Raw genomic sequence first — 22459 nt, forward strand, 5'->3', positions numbered from 1 at the left:
CACTGTGTAGTTCTCAAAGTACGGGCGGTACCTCTCCCGCATGCCACAACCGTGACACCAGAAAAGGCCCTCGAGGAACAGCCACCAACCACCAGGATCCGAAAACCCCACGATCAGCGCCCGGCCCCTCAGGACCCAACAGCGTGCACGTACCCACCCCCATGACACGAACCGTTCCTGCAGCAAGCTGCGTACTAGACCCGAACCACCGGCATGAGCACCTCGTCAAACGTTCCACCCATGAGCTAACCGGCAGACACATTCGGTCTGATCCGGCGCCTGAACAACCCCATTACAGGGCGTCAGATGCTCCTTAGAAAGGAGGTGATCCAGCCGCACCTTCCGGTACGGCTACCTTGTTACGACTTAGTCCTAATTACCGATCCCACCTTCGACGGCTCCCTCCACAAGGGTTAGGCCACCGGCTTCAGGTGTTACCGACTTTCATGACTTGACGGGCGGTGTGTACAAGACCCGGGAACGTATTCACCGCAGCGTTGCTGATCTGCGATTACTAGCGACTCCGACTTCATGAGGTCGAGTTGCAGACCTCAATCCGAACTGGGACCGGCTTTTTGGGATTCGCTCCACCTCACGGTATTGCAGCCCTTTGTACCGGCCATTGTAGCATGCGTGAAGCCCAAGACATAAGGGGCATGATGATTTGACGTCATCCCCACCTTCCTCCGAGTTGACCCCGGCAGTATCCCATGAGTTCCCACCATTACGTGCTGGCAACATAGAACGAGGGTTGCGCTCGTTGCGGGACTTAACCCAACATCTCACGACACGAGCTGACGACAACCATGCACCACCTGTTCACCAGTGTCCAAAGAGTCCCGTATTTCTACGGTGTTCTGGTGTATGTCAAGCCTTGGTAAGGTTCTTCGCGTTGCATCGAATTAATCCGCATGCTCCGCCGCTTGTGCGGGTCCCCGTCAATTCCTTTGAGTTTTAGCCTTGCGGCCGTACTCCCCAGGCGGGGAACTTAATGCGTTAGCTGCGTCACGGAAACCGTGGAATGGTCCCCACAACTAGTTCCCAACGTTTACGGGGTGGACTACCAGGGTATCTAAGCCTGTTTGCTCCCCACCCTTTCGCTCCTCAGCGTCAGTTACGGCCCAGAGATCTGCCTTCGCCATCGGTGTTCCTCCTGATATCTGCGCATTCCACCGCTACACCAGGAATTCCAATCTCCCCTACCGCACTCTAGTCTGCCCGTACCCACTGCAGGCCCGAGGTTGAGCCTCGGGATTTCACAGCAGACGCGACAAACCGCCTACGAGCTCTTTACGCCCAATAATTCCGGATAACGCTTGCGCCCTACGTATTACCGCGGCTGCTGGCACGTAGTTAGCCGGCGCTTTTTCTGCAGGTACCGTCACTCTCGCTTCTTCCCTGCTAAAAGAGGTTTACAACCCGAAGGCCGTCATCCCTCACGCGGCGTTGCTGCATCAGGCTTCCGCCCATTGTGCAATATTCCCCACTGCTGCCTCCCGTAGGAGTCTGGGCCGTGTCTCAGTCCCAGTGTGGCCGGTCACCCTCTCAGGCCGGCTACCCGTCGACGCCTTGGTGAGCCATTACCTCACCAACAAGCTGATAGGCCGCGAGCCCATCCCAGACCAAAAAATCTTTCCAACCCCCACCATGCGATGAGAGCTCATATCCAGTATTAGACGCCGTTTCCAGCGCTTATCCCAGAGTCCAGGGCAGGTTGCTCACGTGTTACTCACCCGTTCGCCACTGATCCACCAAGCAAGCTTGGCTTCACCGTTCGACTTGCATGTGTTAAGCACGCCGCCAGCGTTCATCCTGAGCCAGGATCAAACTCTCCGTAAAAGAAAAATGCCCACCCAACCGGAATAAGGCCGGGACAGACGAGTTCAATCTGACCAAAACGAAACATCATTACTGACGATCCGAATGCCAACCCCAAAGGGTTGGACTTTGATCCAAAGGAATTTCTCGCAATCCGAAAAACGGACCGACGAGGAATAAATTGGCATTTGACAAGTGCACGCTGTTGAGTTCTCAAGGAACGGACGCACCCACAGAAACGATCTCTCGACCTACCCGTGAGGCAACTTCACTACCTTATACGATCCCCGACCCCGTCTCACACAGTGGGACCCATCAAGGGATCAACGTCGTGGAGGCCGGTCGAAGACCAGAACCAAAACTCTACACCATCCGGAGCAGGTCTTGGGTTTCGTTCACCGCTTGAGAGGACGCGGGGCCTTCCGGCCGCTCCGCTCTCCCCTGTGGGGCGAACAAGTAATAAGTTACGCGGATCCCGCCCAGTCGTCCAATCCACACCGCACCCCGGGCGTGTCGCATCGCCAAAACCGCGGAAAAACGCGGAAGTAGCCCGTTAGGCCCGCAGTGAGCCTCGTACGCCTCGAGAGGCTCAGATGAGCGACGGGATCGACGGCAGCGGGAGGGTGGCATCCATCGATCCCCCGGTGAACTCGATGCCGCCGAAGAAGATCGCGCCGATCACCAGCACGTACACGAACGCAATCGCGAGGAACAGGACGGCGGAGCCGGCGATCGCCAGCAGGAGCGGAAGTCGAGAGATCATGCCCCCATTGTCGCGAAGCGCCGCGTGCGGAATCGGGGCTTGCGCAGGAACGCCGAAGGCCGGCACCTCCGCAGAGATACCGGCCTTCGGTCAGGACGGGAGGATCAGCGACCGCTGAGCTTCTCCCGCAGAGCGGCGAGGGACTCGTCGTCGGCGAGGGTGCCCTGGGCGGGCGACTCGGACGAGAAGGATCCACCGAACGAACCCGAATCAGTCGGGTTCGCAGCCTCGGCCTCGAGGGCCTTGGCAACGGCAGCCTTGTGAGCCTCCCAGCGGCCCTGGGCAGCGGCGTACTCCTGCTCCCACTGCTCGCGCTGAGCGTCGAAGCCCTCGAGCCACGCACCCGACTCGGGGTCGAAGCCCTCGGGGTACTTGTACTCGCCACGCTCGTCGTACTCGGTGACCATGCCGTACAGCGCCGGGTCGAACTCGGTGCCGTTGGGGTCGACGGACTCGTTGGCCTGCTTGAGCGACAGCGAGATGCGACGACGCTCGAGGTCGATGTCGATGATCTTGACGAAGACCTCTTCGCCGACCGACACGACCTGCTCGGCGAGCTCGACGTGCTTGCCCGACAGCTCGGAGATGTGCACGAGGCCCTCGATGCCGTCCGCCACACGGACGAACGCACCGAACGGAACGAGCTTGGTGACCTTGCCTGGAGCGATCTGACCGATCGCGTGGGTCCGGGCGAACACCTGCCACGGGTCTTCCTGGGTGGCCTTGAGCGAGAGCGACACGCGCTCGCGGTCGAGGTCGACCTCGAGGATCTCGACGGTGACCTCCTGGCCCACCTCGACGACCTCGGAAGCGTGCTCGATGTGCTTCCACGAGAGCTCGGAGACGTGGACGAGACCGTCGACGCCGCCCAGGTCGACGAACGCACCGAAGTTGACGATCGACGAGACCGTGCCCTTGCGGACCTGGCCCTTGTGGAGGTTGTTCAGGAACGTGGTACGCGACTCGGACTGCGTCTGCTCGAGCAGGGCGCGGCGCGAGAGCACGACGTTGTTGCGGTTCTTGTCGAGCTCGAGGATCTTCGCCTCGATCTCCTGGCCGAGGTACGGAGTCAGGTCGCGGACGCGGCGCAGCTCGATGAGCGACGCCGGGAGGAAGCCGCGGAGGCCGATGTCGACGATGAGGCCACCCTTGACGACCTCGATCACGGAGCCGGTGACCACACCGTCGTTCTCCTTGATCTTCTCGACGTCGCCCCACGCGCGCTCGTACTGGGCGCGCTTCTTGGACAGGATGAGACGGCCTTCCTTGTCCTCCTTCTGGAGAACGAGGGCCTCGACGTGATCGCCGACGTTGACGACCTCGTTCGGGTCGACGTCGTGCTTGATCGAAAGCTCGCGCGAGGGGATGACACCCTCGGTCTTGTAACCGACGTCGAGGAGGACCTCGTCGCGGTCGATCTTCACCACGGTGCCCTCGATGAGGTCGCCGTCGTTGAAGAACTTCAGGGTCTTCTCGACCGCGGCCAGGAAGTCTTCAGCAGAGCCGATGTCGTTGATCGCGACCTGCTTGATGGCCGGGGCGGTCGTTGCGGTAGTCATGTAGTGGGTTGTCCTAGTTGGATTGGTGTCGGGCCTCGACTCTTACGACGGGGTCCGGGTGGATCCCGCCGGCCGGAGCATCCTCCGCCCAAAGGCGAACGGATGCCGCGAGCCGAAGCGAAGCGGAGTGTTTTCGTGCGATGCCACTGGGCCGGAGCCCGGGCGTGCGGAACGAGCCACACGAGTGACACCCAAGGCTATCAGAATCGACCGGGGAACCGTCGGGCGAAGATGCCGGTCCGCGCGGGTCAGTCCGCGGCGCGCAGCCCGAGCGCGGGGAGCACGATGCCGTCGATGATCGACAGCAGGAACGCTCGTGTGACGGGCTTCCGCTCGACCAGCAGGCGCTGCGCGACCATCGCCGAGCCGACGGAGGAGATGAGGTCGACGTCGATGGCATCCGTCACCTCGCCGCGCGCGATAGCGCGCTCGATCAGAACGCGGTTCGCCTCGCGACGCGGGGCCACGAGCGCCTCCTCGGCGACGTCCGCGAGCTCGGGCGATCGCGACAGCATCGAGACGATGCCCGCCATCACCTGCATCTTCCGCTGCGCGTCGGCGATCGAGGGCTCCTTGATCATCGCGACGAGGTCGCCGCGCAGCGTGCCCGTGTCGGGGAGCGCCGACAGGTCGTAGACGCCCCGCTTCATGCAGGCGACGGCGTCGATCACGAGCTCCGACTTCGACGGCCACCGCCGGTAGAGCGTGGCCTTTCCCGCGCGGGCGCGGGTGGCGACCTCGTCGATCGTCATGCGCTCGAACCCGGTCTCGGCGAGCACGTCCAGGGCCGCTTCGAGGATCTCCGGATCGCGGCTGAGGTCGCGCTTGCGACCGAGCCGGGGAGCCTCGGTCGCGGTGTTTTCCGGGGCCGTCGTCATCGAGCGTCCTTCCGTTCGGATGCCTCGAGCCTACGCCATTACGAGACAGAGTGTTTCAGGAACATTTCATTTCCGAAACTCCAACGTTCCGTATATGTTGTGCCCATGACCTCCTCCTCCGTCGCGCCGGCCATCGGGTCGGCATCCGCGACCCCCTCCCGTCGGCGCTGGCTGACCCTCGCGATCGTCGGCATCGCGCAGCTCATGGTCGTGCTCGACGCGACCGTCGTGAACATCGCCCTTCCGTCCGCCCAGGCCGACCTGGGGTTCTCGGACGGCGACCGTCAGTGGGTCGTCACGGCCTACTCCCTCGCCTTCGGCTCCCTGCTCCTCCTGGGCGGTAGGCTCTCCGACCTCTTCGGCCGCAAGCGCACCTTCATCACCGGTCTCATCGGATTCGCCGCGGCCTCCGCGCTCGGTGGCGCGGCGCCCGACTTCGGCGTTCTCGTCGCCGCGCGTGCCCTGCAGGGCGTCTTCGGCGCGCTGCTCGCACCGACCGCGCTCGCCGTCCTGACCACGACGTTCACGATCCCGAAGGAGCGCGCCCGCGCGTTCGGCGTCTTCGGCGCGATCGCCGGGGCGGGTGGCGCCGTCGGCCTGCTGCTCGGCGGATTCCTCACCGAGACCCTCGACTGGCGCTGGAACCTCTATATCAACGTCGGCTTCGCGATCGTCGCGATCATCGGCACACTCATCTTCGTCGGCCGGGTCGAGAGCGACGGTCCGCGGCCCCGGCTGGACCTGCCCGGCACCGTGCTCGTGTCGTCCGGCCTCTTCGGCGTCGTGTACGGCTTCGCCAACGCCGAGACCGAGGGTTGGGACTCTCCGCTCAGCTGGGTGCCGCTCGCCGCGGCGGCGGTTCTCCTCACCGCCTTCATCCTGTGGCAGCGCCGCGCCTCGCACCCGCTCCTGCCGCTGGCCATCCTGACCGACCGCAACCGCTCCGCCGCGTACCTGTCGATCCTCATCGCCGGCGCGAGCATGTTCGGCATCTTCCTGTTCGTCACGTACTTCCTGCAGGCGACGCTGAAGTTCAGCCCCATCCAGACCGGGCTGGCCTTCCTGCCGATGGTCGTCATGCTCGTCGTCGCCGCGCAGCTGTCGACGAACCTGCTCTTCCCCCGCCTCGGCGCGAAGGTGATGGTCCCGATCGGCATGATCCTCGGAATGAGCGGGATGCTGCTGCTCACGCGCCTCACCGTCGACAGCGTCTATGTCACCGACGTGCTCCCCGGCCTGGTTCTGCTCGGCCTCGCGATGGGCTCGATCATGCCGGCATCCATGCAGACGGCGACCCTCGGCGTGGATCGCCACTTCGCGGGAGTGGCATCCGCCATGGTCAACACCAGCCAGCAGGTCGGCGGGTCGATCGGCACGGCCCTGCTCAACACGATCGCCGCGACCGCGACCACCACCTACCTGACCGACCACCTCGCCGACGGACCCGCGGCGCTGGGTCCCGCGGCGGTCACGGGGTACACCACGGCGTTCACGTGGGGCGCGGCGTTCTTCGCGAGCGGAGCGGTGCTCGCGGCGGTGCTGTTCCGGCGTCGCTCCCGCACCCCGCAGGCGGCTGCGGGAGCGCACGAAGCCCCCGCCGAGCCGGTCGCCGTGGGCTGACCGAAGAGGGGTCGGGGCGCCCGCGGCGGCACCCCGACCCCGGCCCGGAAGAGCCTCGGATCAGCCGTTTTCCGCCCCCGGAAAGCATCGTTCACCCAGGTTCCGTCCAGACTGCCGTGCCAGGCTCCCCGTTTCGTGCCCGCTCTTCGCGGGTCGGACGTGCGAAACCCGCGCCGTCCCCGTGACACGAAACCGGTTCTATGCGCTCTGATTCAACGCCCTCCTCCAACCGCCGCGACCGCCGCCTGGCCTCCCGCCGAGCTCGTCGCCGACCCGCTCTGACCGCCGGTGTCCTCGCCGTCGGAGTCCTCGCGACCGCCGCCCTCACGGGCACTGCGCCGCTGGCATCCGCCGCCTCCCCCGCCGACCTCTCGTCGGCCTCGTTCCGCCTCGCCTCGTACAGCACGCCCGCCGCGAGCGCCGTGCCCGAAACCGTCGCCGCCCGCGCCGCCGTCGCCTCCGCCGACACCACGGCGCAGGCCGCGGCCTCCGTGCAGAACGACATCGCGGCATCCGGGCTCGACATCGGGCAGCCCGCCACGATCGACACGGCCGCCCTCACCGCCGCGACTCAGCGGCTCGCCGCCGCCGAGTCGCTCCCCGCGACCTTCCTGCCCGAGCTCACCGATGAGGTGACCACCGCGGCCTCGACCGTCGACCAGCGCGTCGCGCAGCTGCGTGGCAGCCTGGATGCCGCCATCGCCAAGAAGCAGGCGGAGGAAGCCGCCGAGAAGGCGCGCCAGGAGGCCGAAGCGGCCGCCAAGGCGAAGGCCGAGGCGGAAGCCGCGGCCGCCGCGCGCGAGTCGTCTTCGTCCTCGAGCTCGTCGTCCGCGCCCGCGCCGGCTGTCTCGAGTGGCGGAGGCTCGGGCGACAACAGCCCCGGCGGCGCGCAGGCGACCGCCCGCGGCATGCTGGCCGGCTACGGCTGGGGCGACGACCAGTTCTCGTGCCTCGTGTCGCTGTGGAACCGCGAGTCCGGCTGGAACGTGCACGCGTACAACTCCGGCAGCGGCGCCTACGGCATCCCGCAGGCGCTCCCCGGCAGCAAGATGGGCTCGGCCGGCGCCGACTGGCAGAACAACGCCGCGACGCAGATCTCGTGGGGCCTCGGCTACATCTCGGGCCGCTACGGCAGCCCGTGCGGCGCGTGGGGTCACTCGCAGTCGACCGGGTGGTACTGACCCGCGACACCCCGTGAAGGGCCGCACCGGCGATGCCGGTGCGGCCCTTTCGCTTTGCGGGCGCGACCCCTCCTCCACAGCGACGATGCTGTGGACGGGTCTGGTGGGCGTCGCGACGGCCTGGCTAGGGTGGCCGGATGACTCCCCCCGGAACCGGAATGCCCCTGCGGGACTACCGCATCCATCGATACGTCAACGCATTCTGCCCGCTGTGCCACGAGGAGGATCCCGAGCGTCCGCTCGACCAGGTGCAGCGACTGTCGGGGTGGCTCGCCGACCGCGACGGCACGGTGTGGCTGGAACGCGGATGCGCCACGCACGGACTCGTGCGCACGCTGTACGACGAGTCCGCGGAGATCCTCAGCTACCTCGAGCAATGGACCGCACCGACGAAGGTGCACACGCCGGACACCGTCGGCAACTTCGCGCCGGTGCCCTCGGCGTACGAGAACGGCCTGCCCGCGATGCAGACGCAGCACACCTGCATCCTGCTGGAGGACCTCACCGACCACTGCAACCTGCGCTGTCCGACGTGCTTCGCGGAATCAGGGCCGGCGGCGTCCGCCGTGGCTCCGCTGGCGGAAGTACTCGCGTCGGTGGACGCGCGCCTCGCGCGGGAGAACGACCGGATCGACGTCCTGATGCTCTCCGGCGGCGAACCGACGCTGTACCCGTGGCTGGAGCAGTTGCTCGAGCATCTCGTCGCCCGGCCGGTCGTGCGCATCCTCATCAACTCGAACGGGCTGCGGATCGCGCAGGACGACGCGTTCGTCGAGGTTCTCAAGAAGCACCGGCAACGCGTCGAGATCTACCTGCAGTACGACGGCGAGTCGGCGGAGTCGTCGAGCTTCCACCGTGGAGCCGACATCCGCCGCTTCAAGGAACGCGCGCTCGAGAGGCTGTCCGCCGCCGGGGTCTTCACGACGCTCACGATGACCGCGACGCTCGGCGTCAACGACGACGAGATCGGGGCCGTCATCCGCCGGGCGCAGAACACGCCGTACGTCGGCGGCGTCACGATCCAGCCGGTCTTCGGCTCCGGGCGGGGTTCGGGCATCGACCCGAACGATCGCCTGACCCACACGGGAGTGCTCGCGCGCCTCGGGCCGCAGACCGACGGCGACATCACGTGGCGCGACCTGACCGCGTTGCCGTGCAGTCACCCGCACTGCTGCTCGGTGGGGTACTTCCTGAAGGACGACTCCGGCGAGTGGAAGTCGCTCGTGGGACTCATCGGCCACGAGCGACTCAAGGAGTTCCTCGACCTCTCCCCCGACCTGGTGGCGAACCGCATCGCCGACTCCCACGTGAACAAGGCGATCCGCGAGGTCGTGAAGACGTCGTTGCTCGACCTGCTCAGCGAGCAGTCCTCGCTGTCGCACCCGTCCATGGCATCCATCTGGGGCGACATCTGTCGGAACTGCGACCTGGGCATCGGGACGCTCGCGACGCTCGCGGCCTCGAAGCTCCCCGGCCAGCACGCGCGGCTGCGCGCCATGCTCGGGGAACGGGTGCTCCGCATCACGGTCAAGCCCTTCATGGACATGAACACGATGATCGAGGAGCGCCTGACTCAGTGCTGCGTGCACGTCGCCACGGTCAACGCCACGACCGATGCGCACCAGTGCGCTCCGTTCTGCGCCGTGCAGGCGTGGGCACCGCTCTCACGCACCCGCCTCTCGACGGCGACCGGTCGTCGATCGATCCCGGTGACGGTGCGATGAGCGCGTCGGAGTTCCTTCACCTGAATCAGCGCGACCCGTCGGTACCGGCCCCGCCCGGCGGATTCGACCCGCTGCGGCTGTGCGTCTTCACGACGATCGCGGTGATCAGCGCGCTCCTCGGCCCGGTCGCGGTGGCGGTCTTCGCGGGGGTGGCGATCGCCGGGTACCGCGCAGCCCGGCGCGGAGGTCTGCTCCGCTCGCGCTGCAAGCTCGGCGACACCCGCGTCGTGCTGGCGTACCTGTGGGGCGTGGAGGTGCTAGCGGTGGTCGGCATCCCGCTCTGGGTGCTCCTGTGGATCCGGGTCTGGAGCTAGCCGTGTTCCCCCGGCTCAACGATCTCGCGCCGTGGCTGCCGCCGTGGGACACCCACTCGACGCTGGTCACGATCGCCCTCGCGGCCGCGGGCATCGTGTTCCTCGTCGAGAAGCGTCGGCGGCAGGTCGACGACCCCCGGATCGTGTACCTCGTGCTGGGCGCCCTCGTCGGCGCGGCGGTCTTCTCCCGCCTCGGGACGTGGGCCCAGCACCTCGATCCGTCCCAGAACCTGAGCCTGCTCGACCAGCTCGCGCGGGGGAACGCGTCGATGCTGTCGGCGCTGGTCGGCGCGTGGGCGGGAGTTCATGTCGCCAAGAGGATCGTGCGCTACCCGCACCGCAGCGGTGATCTGTTCGCGCCCGCCGTCGCGCTCGCGCTCGCCATCGGCCGCATCGGCTGTCTGCTGACGGAGAAGCCCGGGACGCCGACCGGCAGCGACTGGGGCATCGTCCTCGACCCCGCCGCCGCGGCCCGGGTGGGCGCGCCCGCGGGAGTGCCGTTACATCCGAGCTTCGTGTACGAGATCCCGTTCCACGTCGTCGCGTTCTGCGTGCTGTGGTTCTGGCTGCGGCACCGGCCGATCGCCGCGGGCGAGACGCTCACCCTCTTCATCGCCGCCTACGCGATCTTCCGCTTCGGCGTCGAGTTCGTCCGCGGGAACGACATCGCCTGGGCGGGACTGACCCGCCCGCAACTCTTCCTCGCCGTGTCGATCCCGCTCCTGCTCGCGCGGCTCGCGTGGATGGCGCGGCGCGGCGACTTCACTTCCGGCTCCCCCCGACCAGAAAGGCTCACGGATGCCACAGCAGCCTGACGCGCCCGACGAACACGAGGACGTTCCCCCGGAGGGGGCGGCAGCAGACGGCGCCTCGCAGCCGGATGGCACGGCTGCGCCGGAGGGCCACGTGCCGCCGGAGGGCGAAGCGCCGGCCAACGGCACTGCTCCGCCGGACCACGACGTGCCCGCGGACCCGCCCGCCGATACGCCCGCGACCCCCGACGGCACAGTGGCGCCGGACAGCGAGACGCTCGCGACGCCTTCCGCCCCCGCGCCGTCAGGCTGGCCTCCGCCGGCGGCCGGGCCCGCGCACCCCGGCGGCTCCGCCGCGCAAGAAGGGTTCGTCGTTCCCGCGCCGCCCCGGGATACGGCGCCCCCGGATCAGCCGGGGACCGGCATCCCGTCGGCGCCGCCGGCCGGAGGCCGCGGTCCCGGGGTGGGGGTCGGCGTCGGTCTCGGCTGCGCCGCGCACGTCATCGCGTTCCCCCTGATGTTGGTGTCGTTGATGGCCGCCGCGGGCATCTGGGGAGCGCTGTGGCCCTTCTACGTCATCGGGGTGGCCGCCATCGTCGGGATGTTCTTCGACGCCACCCGCAAGGTGTCGACCGGGGTACTCATCGTCAGCGCCGCGGCGTGGATCGTCCTCCTCGGCCCGTGCGTCGCGCTCCTGGGCGGCGCGTGACGGTCCGCGACGGCTTCGCCCGGACGGCGCCAGCCGGGTGACGGTCACCTCCCGCTTCGCCCCGCGCCGGAGCAGGCGGTCAGCGACCGCTGCGTCGGGCGACGATCCCCGCGAAGAGCGCGTGCGCGGCCGGAGCGATCGACAGCACCATCAACACGGTGCCGAGAACGGCCTGCTCGGCCTGCAGCAGAATGCCGCCGATGAGGAGTCCCGTGAAGAGGACCGCCGACACGACCCGACGGATCATGCGCTCGAGGTCGCGCAGACGTCGCTCGACGCGAGGCACTTGAGCCGACACCCCGCCCTCTTCGACGCGCGAGATCATGGCATCCAGTCGCCGCGGGAGGCGCGCCGTCAGCGCGGCCACCGAAGCCGCCTCACGGGCGAGGGCCTGGACAGTGTTCCCACTCTCCTCGCGGATGAGGCGCTGGGCGTAAGGCTCGACGGCATCCCAGATGTTGAACGCCGGATCCAGGGCGCTGCACATGCCGCTGGTCAGCGACATCGCGCGCACGATCAGGAGGAAGTTCTCGGGCAGTTGGAACGGCAGCGCCCGCACGACGTCGCCGAACTCGACCGCGAAGGCGCGGAACTCCCGCGGGTCGACCTCCTGGAGTTCGGCGAACCCCATCCCGCCGAAGCGGGAGAAGAGCTGGGTCATCGCCCGTTCGAGCTGCACCGTATCTGCGGACGGGAGCAGTACGCCGACGTCGCGGATGCCGTCGACGAGCCCTTTACCGTCGCGTGACGCCGCGGCGATGAGCACCCGTCGCAGACCTCGTCGCAGATTCGGGGGGACCTCCCCCATCATCCCGAAGTCGATGAAGGTGAACCGCCACGCCGGGGAGGTGGCATCCACGGGTCCGGGAAGCGGAGTCACGAAGACGTTGCCCGGATGCGGGTCGGCGTGGAAGAACCCGTCGTCGAACAGCTGGTCGAACATCACGGCGGCGAAGCGCGCCGCGACCTCGGACGGGTCGATGCCCGCGGCCCGGAGCGCGTCGACGTCGTTGATCTTGATCGCCGTGACGTCCTGCAGGGTCAGGACGCGCCGGGTCGTTCGCTCCCAGACGACCTCGGGCACGGCCACTCCCCCGTCGCCGCCGAACTCGTCGGCGAAGCGCTCCGAGTTCGCGGCCTCGTGGAGGTAGTCGATCTCCTCGAGGCTCGTCGCGGCGAACTCCTCGACGAGCGCCGGCATATCGACCCGGTCGCGTACGAGGGCGACCCGGCTGAGCCACACGCCGACCTTACGCAGAGCGCGCAGGTCGACGTCGACGATGCGATCGATACCGGGGCGCTGGATCTTCACCACGACTTCGCGCAGACCGGTGTCGGCGGCGAGATCGTCGGTCAGCACCGCGCGGTGGGCCTGCCCGAGCGAGGCGGCCGCGAGCGGACGCTCATCGACCGATGCGAAGGCGCGCTCGAGTGGCATCCCGAGCTCCTCCTCGGCGCGGGCGCGCATCTGCGCGAACGGGACCGAGGGCACCTCGTCCTGGAGCCCCTCGAGCTCCTTCGTGATGACCGGCGGCAGAACGTCGAGGCGCGACGACATGAACTGGCCGACCTTGATCATCAGGCCGCCCAGGTCGATCGCGAGGGCGTGGAACCGGCGGGCGATGAGCTGGAGCCGCCGGGTCCGACCCCGAGCGGAGATGCGCTCGAGGCCGAGCCGCGGCAGGAACAGCTCGTACCACCACGCCTGGACGAGGTAACGCGCGGCGAACCGCGTGATGCGCCGATAGCGGGCGCGCAGAAGGGCGTCGTCGGTCATCGGATCTCCGGGATGCCGATGACCCGGCGATTGCCGTCGGGCTCGGGCACCCTCAGCTCTGGGCGAGGATGGAGTAGAGCTTACGACGCGCGTCGTCGAGGATCTCGACGGCCTGAGCGATCTGCTCCTTGCTTCCCGAACGCGCGACCTGCGCCGTCGCCTGCGCGAGCTCGACGCCCGCCTTCGGCAGCGCGGTCATGCGTCCGCTGTCGCGTGCGGTCGCGGACTCCCAGGGCGCGGTGCGCTCGGTGGTCTCTTCGCCGGCCGCGGCGCGCCCCTCCTCGGTGAGCGAGTAGGTCTTCCGTCCGCCCGATTCCTCGGCCCGCACGAGACCCTCGTCGGTGAGCAGCTGCAGCGTCGGATACACCGAACCGGGGCTCGGCTTCCACGAGCCGCCGCTGCGCTCCTCGATCTCGCGGATGATCTGGTAGCCGTGCATCGGCTCTTCGAGCAGCAGCGAGAGAACGGCGGAACGCACGTCGCCCTTGTTCATCCGCGAGCCGCTCGACGCCTTCTGCTCGAACTGCGCGCGCAGCTGCTCGACCGCGTCGAGGATGTTCGACATCGGCCAGCCCTGACCGGCGGCACCGCCGCGGGCGCCGAAGGCGTCTCCCAGGAACGAACCACTCATGATGACCTCCCGAAAAGCGAACCCCGGATGGGTCCAGCGATATACAACGATATATCGCTGAGGAGGGGTGCGGGCTGGGAATTCGCGCTCAGTACCAGTTGGTCGCCTGCGAGTGACCCCACGCAGCGCACGGGGTTCCGTAGCCGCGGGAGATGTAGTCCAGGCCCCACTTGATCTGGGTGGCGGCGTTGGTCTGCCAGTCGTCGCCGAACGTCGCCATCTTGCTCCCGGGGAGCGACTGCGGGATGCCGGTGGCCCCACTGGGGTTGTAGGCCTGGTAGTTCCAGCCGGACTCCTTGGTCCACAGCGACACGAGGCACGAGAACTGGTCGGAGCCCCAGCCGTACTGCTCGGCGGCATAGGTCGCGGCGAATTCCTTCGCGCCGTCGGGGGTATTGACGCGAGCGAGAGCCTCGGCCGCCTCCTTCTGCCGCTGCGCCTCGGCCGCAGCCGCCGCCTCCGCCTGACGCTTCGCCTCCGCGGCGGCATCGGCCGCGGCCTTCGCGGCCACCGCGTCGTTGAGGCTGCCGCGGAGTTCCGCGACACGATCGGCGACCCGCTCGGTCTCCGTCGCCGCGTTCTGGCTCAGCGCCGGGACCAGGACCACGGGGAGCAGATCGGATGCCGACAACCGGTCAGCCGCGGCCTGGAGTGCGGAGGTGTCGACCGAGGTGTCCCCCACCGACAGTGGGAGTCCGGTCTTCGCGATGTCGGACTCGACGGTCGCGGCATCCGTGAGGGTCGTCTGCGCCCGGGTGAGCGCGGAGTCGGCGTCGCCGACCACGCCCTCGAGCGTGACCGGGCTGCCGCTCGCGGAGACCGCGCGGAACACGGGGGCCGAGAAAGAGGACGCCGCAGCCTCGGGCAGCGACACGGGGGCGGCCGCGGCGACGCCGGTCGTGGCGACGATACCCAGCGCGACGCCGGCGCAGGTGGCGGCGGTGACGAGCGATCGGCGAGCGTGATGGACGTGGCGGATCTTCTTCTGGAGCTTCAAATCGGAACGCAGCAAAACGAGTGAATCTTTCGTCATCGGCGCGTCTCGTCGGGTACGAGCGCGGGAACCGTGCCGTCGGGTCGACACGAGTCCCCGAGTGTGGGTGGCCGTTCTGAGCGTTATCTGTTCGTTACCTGAGAGGGCCGTGGGTGCGGGCGTCGCCGCCGCGTCGGCCGCGCGGGTCCGACAGCACCGGAAGCGTCATCACACACAGCGCCGCCGATTCGCGCCCAAATATGCGCCTTGGTCGGGTGTTTACCTCATGGCGTCCACGGCGGATCGCCCGCCGGCCGCGGGCCAGCGGAACCTGCTCGCTCGCACGAACGACGAACGGGCCGATCCGGCGAGAAAATTCTCTCGAATCGACCCGTTCGTCGCGTTCCCCGGCCGCCGCGCCCTCGCGAGGAGCGGCGGGCGTCGTCAGGATCGGTGTGCGCGGTAGTAGTTCAGGAGCGCCGCGGTGGAGGCATCCTGAGACGCGAGAGCGTCGTCGTCGCCCTCGATCGCGGGAGCGATCTGCAGCGCGAGCTGCTTGCCGAGTTCGACACCCCACTGGTCGAAGGAGTTGATGCCCCACACGGTGCCCTGCGTGAAGGTGATGTGCTCGTACAGCGCGATGAGCTGGCCGAGCACGGCGGGCGTCAGCGCCGGCGCGAAGATCGACGTCGTCGGCCGGTTGCCGGGGAACGTGCGCGCGGCCACCAGGGCGCCCGTGGTGCCCTCGGCCTCGACCTCTTCGGCCGTCTTGCCGAAGGCGAGGGCCTTGGTCTGCGCGAGGAAGTTCGCGAGGAACAGGCCGTGCACGTCACGGCCACCGTCGGCGAGCGGGTACGCGGGGTTCACGAACGCGATGAAGTCGGCGGGGATGAGACGCGTGCCCTGGTGGATGAGCTGGTAGAAGGCGTGCTGACCGTTGGTTCCCGGCTCGCCCCAGAAGATCTCGCCCGTGTCGGTCGTGACCCGCGAGCCGTCCCAGCGCACCGACTTGCCGTTGGACTCCATCGTGAGCTGCTGCAAATACGCGGCGAAGCGGCTCAGCTGCTGCGCGTACGGCAGCACCGCGTGCGACTGCGCGCCGAGGAAGTTGGTGTACCAGACGTTGAGCAGCCCCATGAGGACGGGGACGTTCTGCTCGACGGGCGTGGTGGCGACGTGGACGTCGACGGTGTGGAAGCCGCTGAGGAGCTCGCGGAACGCGGCCGGACCGAACGCGATCATGAGCGAGAGCCCGATCGCCGAGTCGACGGAGTAGCGACCGCCGACCCAGTCCCAGAACCCGAACGCGTTCGTGGGGTCGATGCCGAAGGCCTCGACCTTGTCGAGCGCCGTGGAGACCGCGACGAAGTGATGGGCGACGGCGTCGACCCGCGCCGCGTCGGTGTCGTCGATCGCGCCGGCCCCGGCGAGACCGGACCAGAGCCAGTCGCGCGCGAGGCGGGCGTTGGTGAGGGTCTCGAGCGTCGTGAACGTCTTCGACGCGACGATGAAGAGGGTCGTCTCGGGGTCGAGGTCGGCGGTCTTCTCGGCGATGTCGGTCGGGTCGATGTTGCTGACGAACCGCGCCTGGATGCCGGCATCCGCCAGGGGCTTCAGAGCCTCGTAGACCATCACGGGGCCGAGGTCGGAGCCGCCGATGCCGATGTTGACGACGTGCGTGACCTTCTTGCCGGTCACCCCCTGCCACTCGCCGCTGCGCACGCGATCGGCGAAAGCGGACATCGCGGAGAGGACGGCCTGGACGTCGTGGTCGACGTCCTGCCCGTCGACGTGCAGCGCGGGCGTGGCGTCCGCAGGACGACGCAGCGCGGTGTGCAGGACCGCGCGGTCTTCGGACGTGTTGAGGTGGGCGCCGCTCAGCATCTCGGCGAACCGCTCGCGGACGCCGGTCTCGTCGGCGAGCGCCACGAGGGCCTCGAGGATCTCGGGGGTCACGAGGTTCTTGGAGAGGTCGACGTGCAGATCGCCCACGGTGCGGGTGAGGCTGTCGACGCGACCCGGGTCGGCGGCGAACCATCCGCGCAGATCGGGGTCGAAGCTCTCGCGCAGGGCCGTGAGGCGGGCCCAGGCGGACGTGGTGGTGGGATCAACGGGAGCAGTCACGAACACCACGCTAGCGACCCTCGGGGGCACGGGTGCGCGGGGTGACGAACGGAGAGGAAAACGCTAGGGAATGGATGCCTGGGGAGGAGGGGCGCTCACCGCGGGCAGGGCGATCTCGCGCGTGCGATCCCACGGCTCCGTCCACCCCAAAAGGTCGAACATCCCGTCCAGGAGCATCGCGGTGAAGCCCCACACGACGTGAGCGCCGGCCGCGTGCGGAACCACGAACGCGGGACCGCGCCACTCGCGGCCGTCCCGGCGGATCACGGTGACCCCGCGACGCTCCGGATGGAGGAGGTCAGCGACCGGGGCGCGGAACACTGCGGCCGATTCCGCGGCATCCACCGCCCGAACCGGGGTGGGCCGCTCCCACCAGGCCACGACCGGGGTGACGAGATGGCGGGAGTAGACGAGCGGCACGGGCGGGAGCGTTCCGATGACGCCGACGCCGGCGGGATCCAGGCCCGTCTCCTCCCGCGCTTCGCGCAGCGCCGCGGCGACCGGCCCGTCATCACCGGGGTCGACCCGGCCGCCGGGGAAGGCCACCTGTCCGGGGTGGGCGCGGAGCGTGTCGGCGCGGGCGAGGAGCAGGACGTCGAGGTCGGACGGGACGGCGCGCGCGACGTGCGCGCTGGGCACGGCATCCAGGGTTCCGAAGAGGATGAGCACCGCGGCGTCGCGCGCCTCGCCGTCGACCGGCAGCGGCTGCGGCGCCGCGAACATCTCGGCGGTGGCGCCGTCGACGAGGGACTGCAGGTCGTCGCGGGGGGAACGCATGCGGTCGAGGGTAGTCCCGGGGCGCGTTCCCCGCCCGGGTGAGGGTCGCGCGTGTGAGGATGATCGCGGGAGGTGCCCGATGACCGAAGAACTCCACGCCGTGACCCTCGTCGTCGACATGCCCATCACCAAGATCGACGCGCTCGACGTCATCGCGTTCGCGGCCGACGGAGGGGTCGACGACGCCCGGACGTCGCACCCGCGCGTCTGGCTCGCTCCGCACGCGTGGGCGGAGGTCGAGATCCCGAAGTTCGCCGACCCGCCGCCGTTCGCGATCGACGTCTACTCCGATGTCTCGGGCGAGATCGCGTGGGCGCAGGCACGTCGACTGCACGCCGCGCTCGAGCGTCTCGGGTGGACCGTCGAACCTCCGCGCGCGGGCGTGCGATGACCCTCGGCGACACGCGGCGTCCGCGCCTGCTGTACGTCGAGGACGACGGAGAGATCTCCGCCATGACGATCGAGGTGCTGGGCGAGGTCTACGACGTCGCCCACGAGAGCGACGGTCTCGCGGCGCGGGACCGCGCCCTGCGCGAGCGGTTCGACCTCATCGTGCTGGACCGGCGCCTGCCGGGGCTCGATGGCGAGCACGTCGTCGCGGCGCTGCGCACGGCGCGCATCACGACGCCGGTGCTGATGCTCACGGCGCTCGGGTCGATCGCCGATCGCGTCGACGGCCTGGATGCCGGGGCCAACGATTACCTGGTGAAGCCGTTCGACTACGACGAGCTCCTCGCGCGCCTGCGCGCGCTCCATCGCGGGTTTCGCGCCGAGGGGCGCCGACGTGCGGTCGCGGAGTGGACGTACGTCCCCGACGCGGCGGCGGCGTACTCCCCCGGCGGCGCGCGCGTGAGCCTCACGATCACCGAGAACGCCCTGCTCGACCTCCTCACGTCCAGCCCCGATCACGTCTTCTCGCGCGAGCAGATCGCGCGCGACGTGTTCGCCTCCGCCGACGCCGTCACTACGGTCGACACCTACGTCCACTACCTCCGCCGCAAGTGCTCCCCCGACATCGTCGAGACGGTCCCCGGGCGCGGCTACCGCGCAGGCGGCGCCCGATGACCGCGGCGGACGACCGCCGGGTCGTGCGGCGCGCCGCGGCGCGGGTCGGTCTGCTGGTCGGCGGCGGCTCGGCCATCGCGCTCACGGCGGGCGTCGGCATCCTCGTCGCCGTCCTCCTCTCCAACGCGCGCCGCGAAGCCGCCCACCACGGGGCTCCCGGCGGACTGCCGGGCGACCGGGTCGTGGTCGACTTCGACGACGTGCTGCCGTGGGTGCTCGGCCTGGGCCTGTTGGGCGTGGCCGTCATGGGGCTCGTGGGGTGGGCGGCATCCCGCTGGTCGGTCCGTCCGCTCGACGACGCGCTCCGCCGTCAGCGCGCGTTCGTCTCGGATGCCAGTCACGAACTCCGCACTCCTCTCACGGCCCTCAACAGCCGCGTGCAGATCGCCCAGCGGCGCCTCGCGCGCGGCGAGCCGCTGGACGACACACTCGACCGGCTGCGCGGGGACGCGGACCTGATGGACGACATCCTCACCGACATGCTGCTGTCGGCGGAGGGTGCGGCGTCGGCCGACGGCACGGCGGCGGTCGCCGACGGCCTCCGGGCGGCGGTGACGGTCGTCGGGCCGCTCGCCGCCGAGGCCGGGGTCGCGATCGACATCGACGGCGGACCGGCCGGGCTCCGCGCCGCGCTGCCGCCGGTGACGCTCACCCGGGTGTGCACCGCGCTGATCGACAACGCCGTGAGTCACGCGCCGAGCGGCAGCACCGTCTCGGTCACGGCACGCGTCGAGGGCGGCACGGTCGAGATCCGGGTCGCCGATGCGGGCGGCGGCATCCGTCCCGAGGATCGCGAGCGGATCTTCGAGAGGTTCGCCCGCGGCGCGGAGTCGGGCCGGCGGCGGGGATTCGGTCTCGGGCTCGCCCTCGTCCGCGAAGCGGCGACACGTCACGGCGGCACGATCGCCGTCGAGAGCACCTCACCGAGGGGGACGGTGTTCCTCCTGCGCCTCCCGCGCGCGCACTGAGGCAGCGACCGGGTCACGGAAGCGGTCGACCTCGACGCCGCTCGCCCACCGGCGGACGCGTCCGTCGCTCCAGACGATCCCGGATGCCACGGGCGCGGCGCGCACCGCGTCGAGGTCGTCGATCCCGGTGACCGCGGCCACGGTGGCCCAGGCGTCCGCGACCGTGAGCGTGTCGGCGACGACCGTCGCGGACACGAGGCCCCGGACCGGGCGCTCCGACCGCGGGTCGATGAGGTGCGCCCCGCGCTCGGCGGTGCCCGACGTCGCGACGGCCCCCTCCGGCAGCGAGATCGTGGCCAGCACGGCGGCGGGGTCCTCGGGGTCGGCCACGCCGACGTTCCAGACGTGATCGCTCCCGGGCGCCCGGAGCAGGCGCATGTCGCCGCCCGCGTTGACCGCGGCCGCCTCGACCCCCGGCACGGTCAGCAGCGCGCCGAGCGCCGCCGATGCGGCATCCACCGACCACCCCTTCACGACCCCGGTCGGATCGAACCACCCGCGCCACCACGCGTCGAAGACGCCGCCCGTGTCGTCGCGGAGGCGTCGACACAGCGCCTCGACCTCGCGGACGCGGGGGTCCACGTCGTCGAGGCCGCGCAGGCCGTCGCGCAGCAGGCTCACGTCGGAGTCGGGCAGGTAGGTCGAGAAGACGCGTTCGTCGTCCCGCATCCGGGCGACGACCGCCGCCATCGCGGCATCCACCCGCTCCCGGACGGCCGGATCGTCCGTGGCGCGTCCGCGCACCTGCACGGTCACGACGGTGCCCATCACGGGTTCGACGACCGTGGCGGCGGGGAGGCGGGTCATGCGTGTGCCTCGTCGAGCGCCGACTGCAGCGACTTCTTGTAGCCCGTACTGGTGTAGGTGGCGCCGGAGACCATGTCGATGTCGGCGGACTGCGCGGAGAGCGTCTCCTGGACGAGGATCGGCAGTGCGCGGGAGTTGATCTGCTGATCGCGGAAGTCTTCGGACGGGTAGTCGGGGCACCTGCACGTCGGTGACGACACCGCCGGACACCGTGATCTGCACCTGCACCGGGCCGTAGCGCGTGTTCGCGGCGGAGCCGGTGTAGGTGCCGTCCGCGAGACCGGACGACGCGGGCGCGGCCTGGGTCGGGGCGGCCTGCGTCGGGGCTGTCGCCGACGAGGACGCCGAGGGCGAGGGCGAGGGCGAGGTCGACGGCGTCTCGCGCTGCGCCGACGCGGGCGCCGGTGTCGTGGCAGGGAGGGCCGCCGCACTCTCGGTGCCCCCACCGAGCGAGGTCCGGTAGCTGAACAGCAGCACGAGTCCCGTGACGGTCGCCATCAGGGCGTAGAAGATCTTCTTCATCTCTGTGTCTCCCCCTCGGGTCTCAGACGGTGAACGATTCGGCGTGGATACGGGTCGATACGACCCCGGCGCGACGGAGGTCGGTGCGCACGGCATCCATCCACGGGCCCGGTCCGCACAGGTAGACGTCGTACTGCTCGAGGTCGGGCGCGACGTACCGGAGCAGGTCGGGACCCTTCCATCCGGCGTGTCCGACGGGCAGCCACGACGAGGCTCCGGGAGCGCGCGGCCCCACGAGGGCGCCGTAGCGGAGGCCGCGGTCGCGTTCGAGGCGGGCGATGGCCGCGCGCCGGAGGGCGTCGCCGTCGGTGTGGTCGCGAACCAGCAGAGTCGCCTCGCCCGGCGCCCACCCGGCCTCTTCGGCGAGCGCGACCAGCGGTGCGACGCCGGCGCCGGCGCCGATGAGGAGCAGTTTGCGACCGGTTCGGGCGTCGGTGGTCATCTCGCCGTACGGTCCCTCGATCAGGACACGGGTGCCCGGGCGAACGGATGCCAGGCGTTCGGTGCCGTCGCCGACGAGTCGCGCCGCGATGGTGAGGGAGCCGCCGCCGGGGGCCGCGGCGAGCGAGAACGGGTGGCCGCGGGTCCAGCCCGGGCCGTCGAGGAACCGCCACACGAAGAACTGGCCCGCGCGCACCGGCATCCGGTGCAGTGCCCGTCCGGTCATGGTGACCGCCACTCCGCGGTCGCCGTCGCGCGTGACAGCCGAGACGCGGAGGCCATGCCGCAGCGACCGCACGAGCGGCAGGCCGACGCGGTAGACGAGTACGGCGGCCGCCGTCGCGCCCCACAGCACCCACCAGTACACCGCGGCGAGCGGGTGCGCGGTGAAGTCGGCACCGGTCCACAGCATGTGCGGAACGGCGAGGCCGACCCCGAGGTAGCCGTAGAGGTGGAGGAGGTGCCAGGACTCGTAGCGCAGCTTGCGGCGCGCCCGGCGCAGCGACGTGGCGACGACCAGCAGCAGGAGACCCGTACCGGCGGTGGCGAGCAGCATGCCCGGGTAGTCCCAGACGAACTCCCACAGCTGCACGATGGGGTTCACGCTCGCGGCCGCGGCGTAGCCCAGGGTCTGCAGCACGATGTGCGCGGAGAACAGCGCGAAGGACCAGAACCCGACGAGCCGGTGCATCCGCGTGATCCCGTCGCGCCCGAAGCCGCGCTCGAACACCGGCACCCGGGCCATGAGCAGCACCTGGTACAGCAGCAGGTTCGCCGAGACCAGTCCGCACAGGCGTCCGAGGGTGTTCAGGGTCTCGGCATCCATCGCGAGAAGGGACTGGATGCCACCCCCCGCGACCCACAGAGCCACCACCGCGAGGCTCGAGAGCCAGATCAGCGCGGTCGCGGCGAGGTTCCAGCCGAGCCGAGCCCGCGGACGCACGACCCGTGCGCGGCGAGGCCGCGAGGCGGGGAGCTCCACGGGGAGGGGAACGGTGGTGGTGGCGGTCATGCCGTCAGAATGGCGGCCGCCCTCCCAGAGTTCGCCAAGAATTC

The 22459-nt window shown here is 69.5% G+C and carries 21 protein-coding genes and 1 rRNA gene; 10 read left to right on the forward strand and 12 right to left on the reverse strand.

The features are described from left to right. Nucleotides 1–317: 317 nt before the first annotated feature. The 4 genes from RKD05_RS16475 to RKD05_RS16490 form a co-directional block, all read right to left on the reverse strand. Nucleotides 318–1839, reverse strand: a 16S ribosomal RNA gene (locus tag RKD05_RS16475). A gap of 568 nt (nt 1840–2407) precedes the next feature. Further along, nucleotides 2408–2581 carry a hypothetical protein gene (locus RKD05_RS16480; protein WP_424711448.1) on the reverse strand — a complete coding sequence of 58 codons (174 nt, stop codon included), beginning with the start codon at nt 2579–2581 and terminating at the stop codon, nt 2408–2410. Between the two features lie 104 nt (nt 2582–2685). After that, nucleotides 2686–4140 carry a 30S ribosomal protein S1 gene (gene rpsA, locus RKD05_RS16485; RefSeq protein ID WP_063257052.1) on the reverse strand — a complete coding sequence of 485 codons (1455 nt, stop codon included), beginning with the start codon at nt 4138–4140 and terminating at the stop codon, nt 2686–2688. 248 nt (nt 4141–4388) lie between these two features. After that, nucleotides 4389–5018 carry a TetR/AcrR family transcriptional regulator gene (locus RKD05_RS16490; RefSeq protein ID WP_424711450.1) on the reverse strand — a complete coding sequence of 210 codons (630 nt, stop codon included), beginning with the start codon at nt 5016–5018 and terminating at the stop codon, nt 4389–4391. A 105-nt stretch (nt 5019–5123) separates the two neighbouring features. On the opposite strand from RKD05_RS16490, the gene RKD05_RS16495 reads away from it, so the two are divergent. From RKD05_RS16495 to RKD05_RS16520, 6 genes are all read left to right on the forward strand, one after another. After that, nucleotides 5124–6638 carry an MFS transporter gene (locus RKD05_RS16495; protein WP_424711452.1) on the forward strand — a complete coding sequence of 505 codons (1515 nt, stop codon included), beginning with the start codon at nt 5124–5126 and terminating at the stop codon, nt 6636–6638. A 200-nt stretch (nt 6639–6838) separates the two neighbouring features. Continuing rightward, complete coding sequence (locus tag RKD05_RS16500) at nt 6839–7819, forward strand: lytic transglycosylase domain-containing protein (protein WP_424711454.1); 981 nt, start codon at nt 6839–6841, stop codon at nt 7817–7819. Between the two features lie 137 nt (nt 7820–7956). Then, nucleotides 7957–9543 carry a radical SAM protein gene (locus RKD05_RS16505; protein WP_424711455.1) on the forward strand — a complete coding sequence of 529 codons (1587 nt, stop codon included), beginning with the start codon at nt 7957–7959 and terminating at the stop codon, nt 9541–9543. Beyond that, nucleotides 9540–9857 carry a hypothetical protein gene (locus tag RKD05_RS16510; RefSeq protein ID WP_424711456.1) on the forward strand — a complete coding sequence of 106 codons (318 nt, stop codon included), beginning with the start codon at nt 9540–9542 and terminating at the stop codon, nt 9855–9857. Before RKD05_RS16505 ends, RKD05_RS16510 begins: the two co-directional genes overlap by 4 nt. A gap of 2 nt (nt 9858–9859) precedes the next feature. Further along, a complete protein-coding gene (locus tag RKD05_RS16515) occupies nt 9860–10672 on the forward strand; it encodes a prolipoprotein diacylglyceryl transferase (protein WP_424711458.1) in 813 nt (270 codons plus the stop codon). Then, entirely contained in the window at nt 10656–11318 is a 663-nt protein-coding gene (locus tag RKD05_RS16520; protein ID WP_424711459.1) for a hypothetical protein, read from the forward strand. The genes RKD05_RS16515 and RKD05_RS16520 overlap by 17 nt, the downstream gene beginning before the upstream one ends. A 79-nt stretch (nt 11319–11397) precedes the next feature. Here the strand turns inward: RKD05_RS16520 and RKD05_RS16525 are convergent, their stop codons facing one another. The 5 genes from RKD05_RS16525 to RKD05_RS16545 form a co-directional block, all read right to left on the reverse strand. Continuing rightward, nucleotides 11398–13095, reverse strand: a complete 1698-nt coding sequence (locus RKD05_RS16525; RefSeq protein ID WP_424711460.1) for an ABC1 kinase family protein — start codon at nt 13093–13095, stop codon at nt 11398–11400. Nucleotides 13096–13147: 52 nt separating this feature from the next. Further along, on the reverse strand, nt 13148–13726 hold the full coding sequence (locus tag RKD05_RS16530) for a PadR family transcriptional regulator (RefSeq protein ID WP_022878325.1): 579 nt from the start codon (nt 13724–13726) through the stop codon (nt 13148–13150). Between the two features lie 88 nt (nt 13727–13814). Next, nucleotides 13815–14759, reverse strand: coding sequence for a phospholipase (locus tag RKD05_RS16535; protein ID WP_424711462.1), 945 nt, complete (start codon nt 14757–14759; stop codon nt 13815–13817). A gap of 384 nt (nt 14760–15143) precedes the next feature. Continuing rightward, entirely contained in the window at nt 15144–16823 is a 1680-nt protein-coding gene (gene pgi / locus RKD05_RS16540; RefSeq protein ID WP_424711464.1) for a glucose-6-phosphate isomerase, read from the reverse strand. 63 nt (nt 16824–16886) lie between these two features. Next, nucleotides 16887–17600 carry an NUDIX hydrolase gene (locus tag RKD05_RS16545; RefSeq protein WP_424711466.1) on the reverse strand — a complete coding sequence of 238 codons (714 nt, stop codon included), beginning with the start codon at nt 17598–17600 and terminating at the stop codon, nt 16887–16889. Nucleotides 17601–17679: 79 nt separating this feature from the next. Between RKD05_RS16545 and RKD05_RS16550 the strand changes: the two genes are divergently transcribed. From RKD05_RS16550 to RKD05_RS16560, 3 genes are read left to right on the forward strand one after another with little or no spacing between them, the layout of a single operon-like run. Then, on the forward strand, nt 17680–17991 hold the full coding sequence (locus RKD05_RS16550; RefSeq protein WP_424711468.1) for a hypothetical protein: 312 nt from the start codon (nt 17680–17682) through the stop codon (nt 17989–17991). Beyond that, the gene (locus RKD05_RS16555; RefSeq protein ID WP_424711469.1) at nt 17988–18665 is read left to right on the forward strand and encodes a response regulator transcription factor; all 678 of its coding nucleotides are present in this window, start codon (nt 17988–17990) and stop codon (nt 18663–18665) included. Before RKD05_RS16550 ends, RKD05_RS16555 begins: the two co-directional genes overlap by 4 nt. After that, entirely contained in the window at nt 18662–19633 is a 972-nt protein-coding gene (locus RKD05_RS16560) for a sensor histidine kinase (RefSeq protein WP_424711471.1), read from the forward strand. The genes RKD05_RS16555 and RKD05_RS16560 overlap by 4 nt, the downstream gene beginning before the upstream one ends. Here the strand turns inward: RKD05_RS16560 and RKD05_RS16565 are convergent. Continuing rightward, nucleotides 19586–20440, reverse strand: a complete 855-nt coding sequence (locus RKD05_RS16565) for an FAD:protein FMN transferase (protein WP_424711472.1) — start codon at nt 20438–20440, stop codon at nt 19586–19588. The genes RKD05_RS16560 and RKD05_RS16565 overlap by 48 nt on opposite strands. Further along, a complete protein-coding gene (locus tag RKD05_RS16570) occupies nt 20437–20640 on the reverse strand; it encodes an FMN-binding protein (protein ID WP_424711474.1) in 204 nt (67 codons plus the stop codon). The genes RKD05_RS16565 and RKD05_RS16570 overlap by 4 nt, the downstream gene beginning before the upstream one ends. A 65-nt stretch (nt 20641–20705) precedes the next feature. Between RKD05_RS16570 and RKD05_RS16575 the strand changes: the two genes are divergently transcribed. Next, entirely contained in the window at nt 20706–20903 is a 198-nt protein-coding gene (locus RKD05_RS16575; protein WP_424711476.1) for a hypothetical protein, read from the forward strand. Between the two features lie 81 nt (nt 20904–20984). On the opposite strand, the gene RKD05_RS16580 is transcribed toward RKD05_RS16575, so the two are convergent. Then, nucleotides 20985–22415 (reverse strand): ferredoxin reductase family protein, encoded by a 1431-nt coding sequence (locus tag RKD05_RS16580; RefSeq protein WP_424711478.1) that lies wholly within the window; start codon nt 22413–22415, stop codon nt 20985–20987. Nucleotides 22416–22459: the final 44 nt, after the last annotated feature.

This window comes from Microbacterium sp. SLBN-111 (assembly GCF_049739645.1).
Lineage (GTDB): Bacteria > Actinomycetota > Actinomycetes > Actinomycetales > Microbacteriaceae > Microbacterium.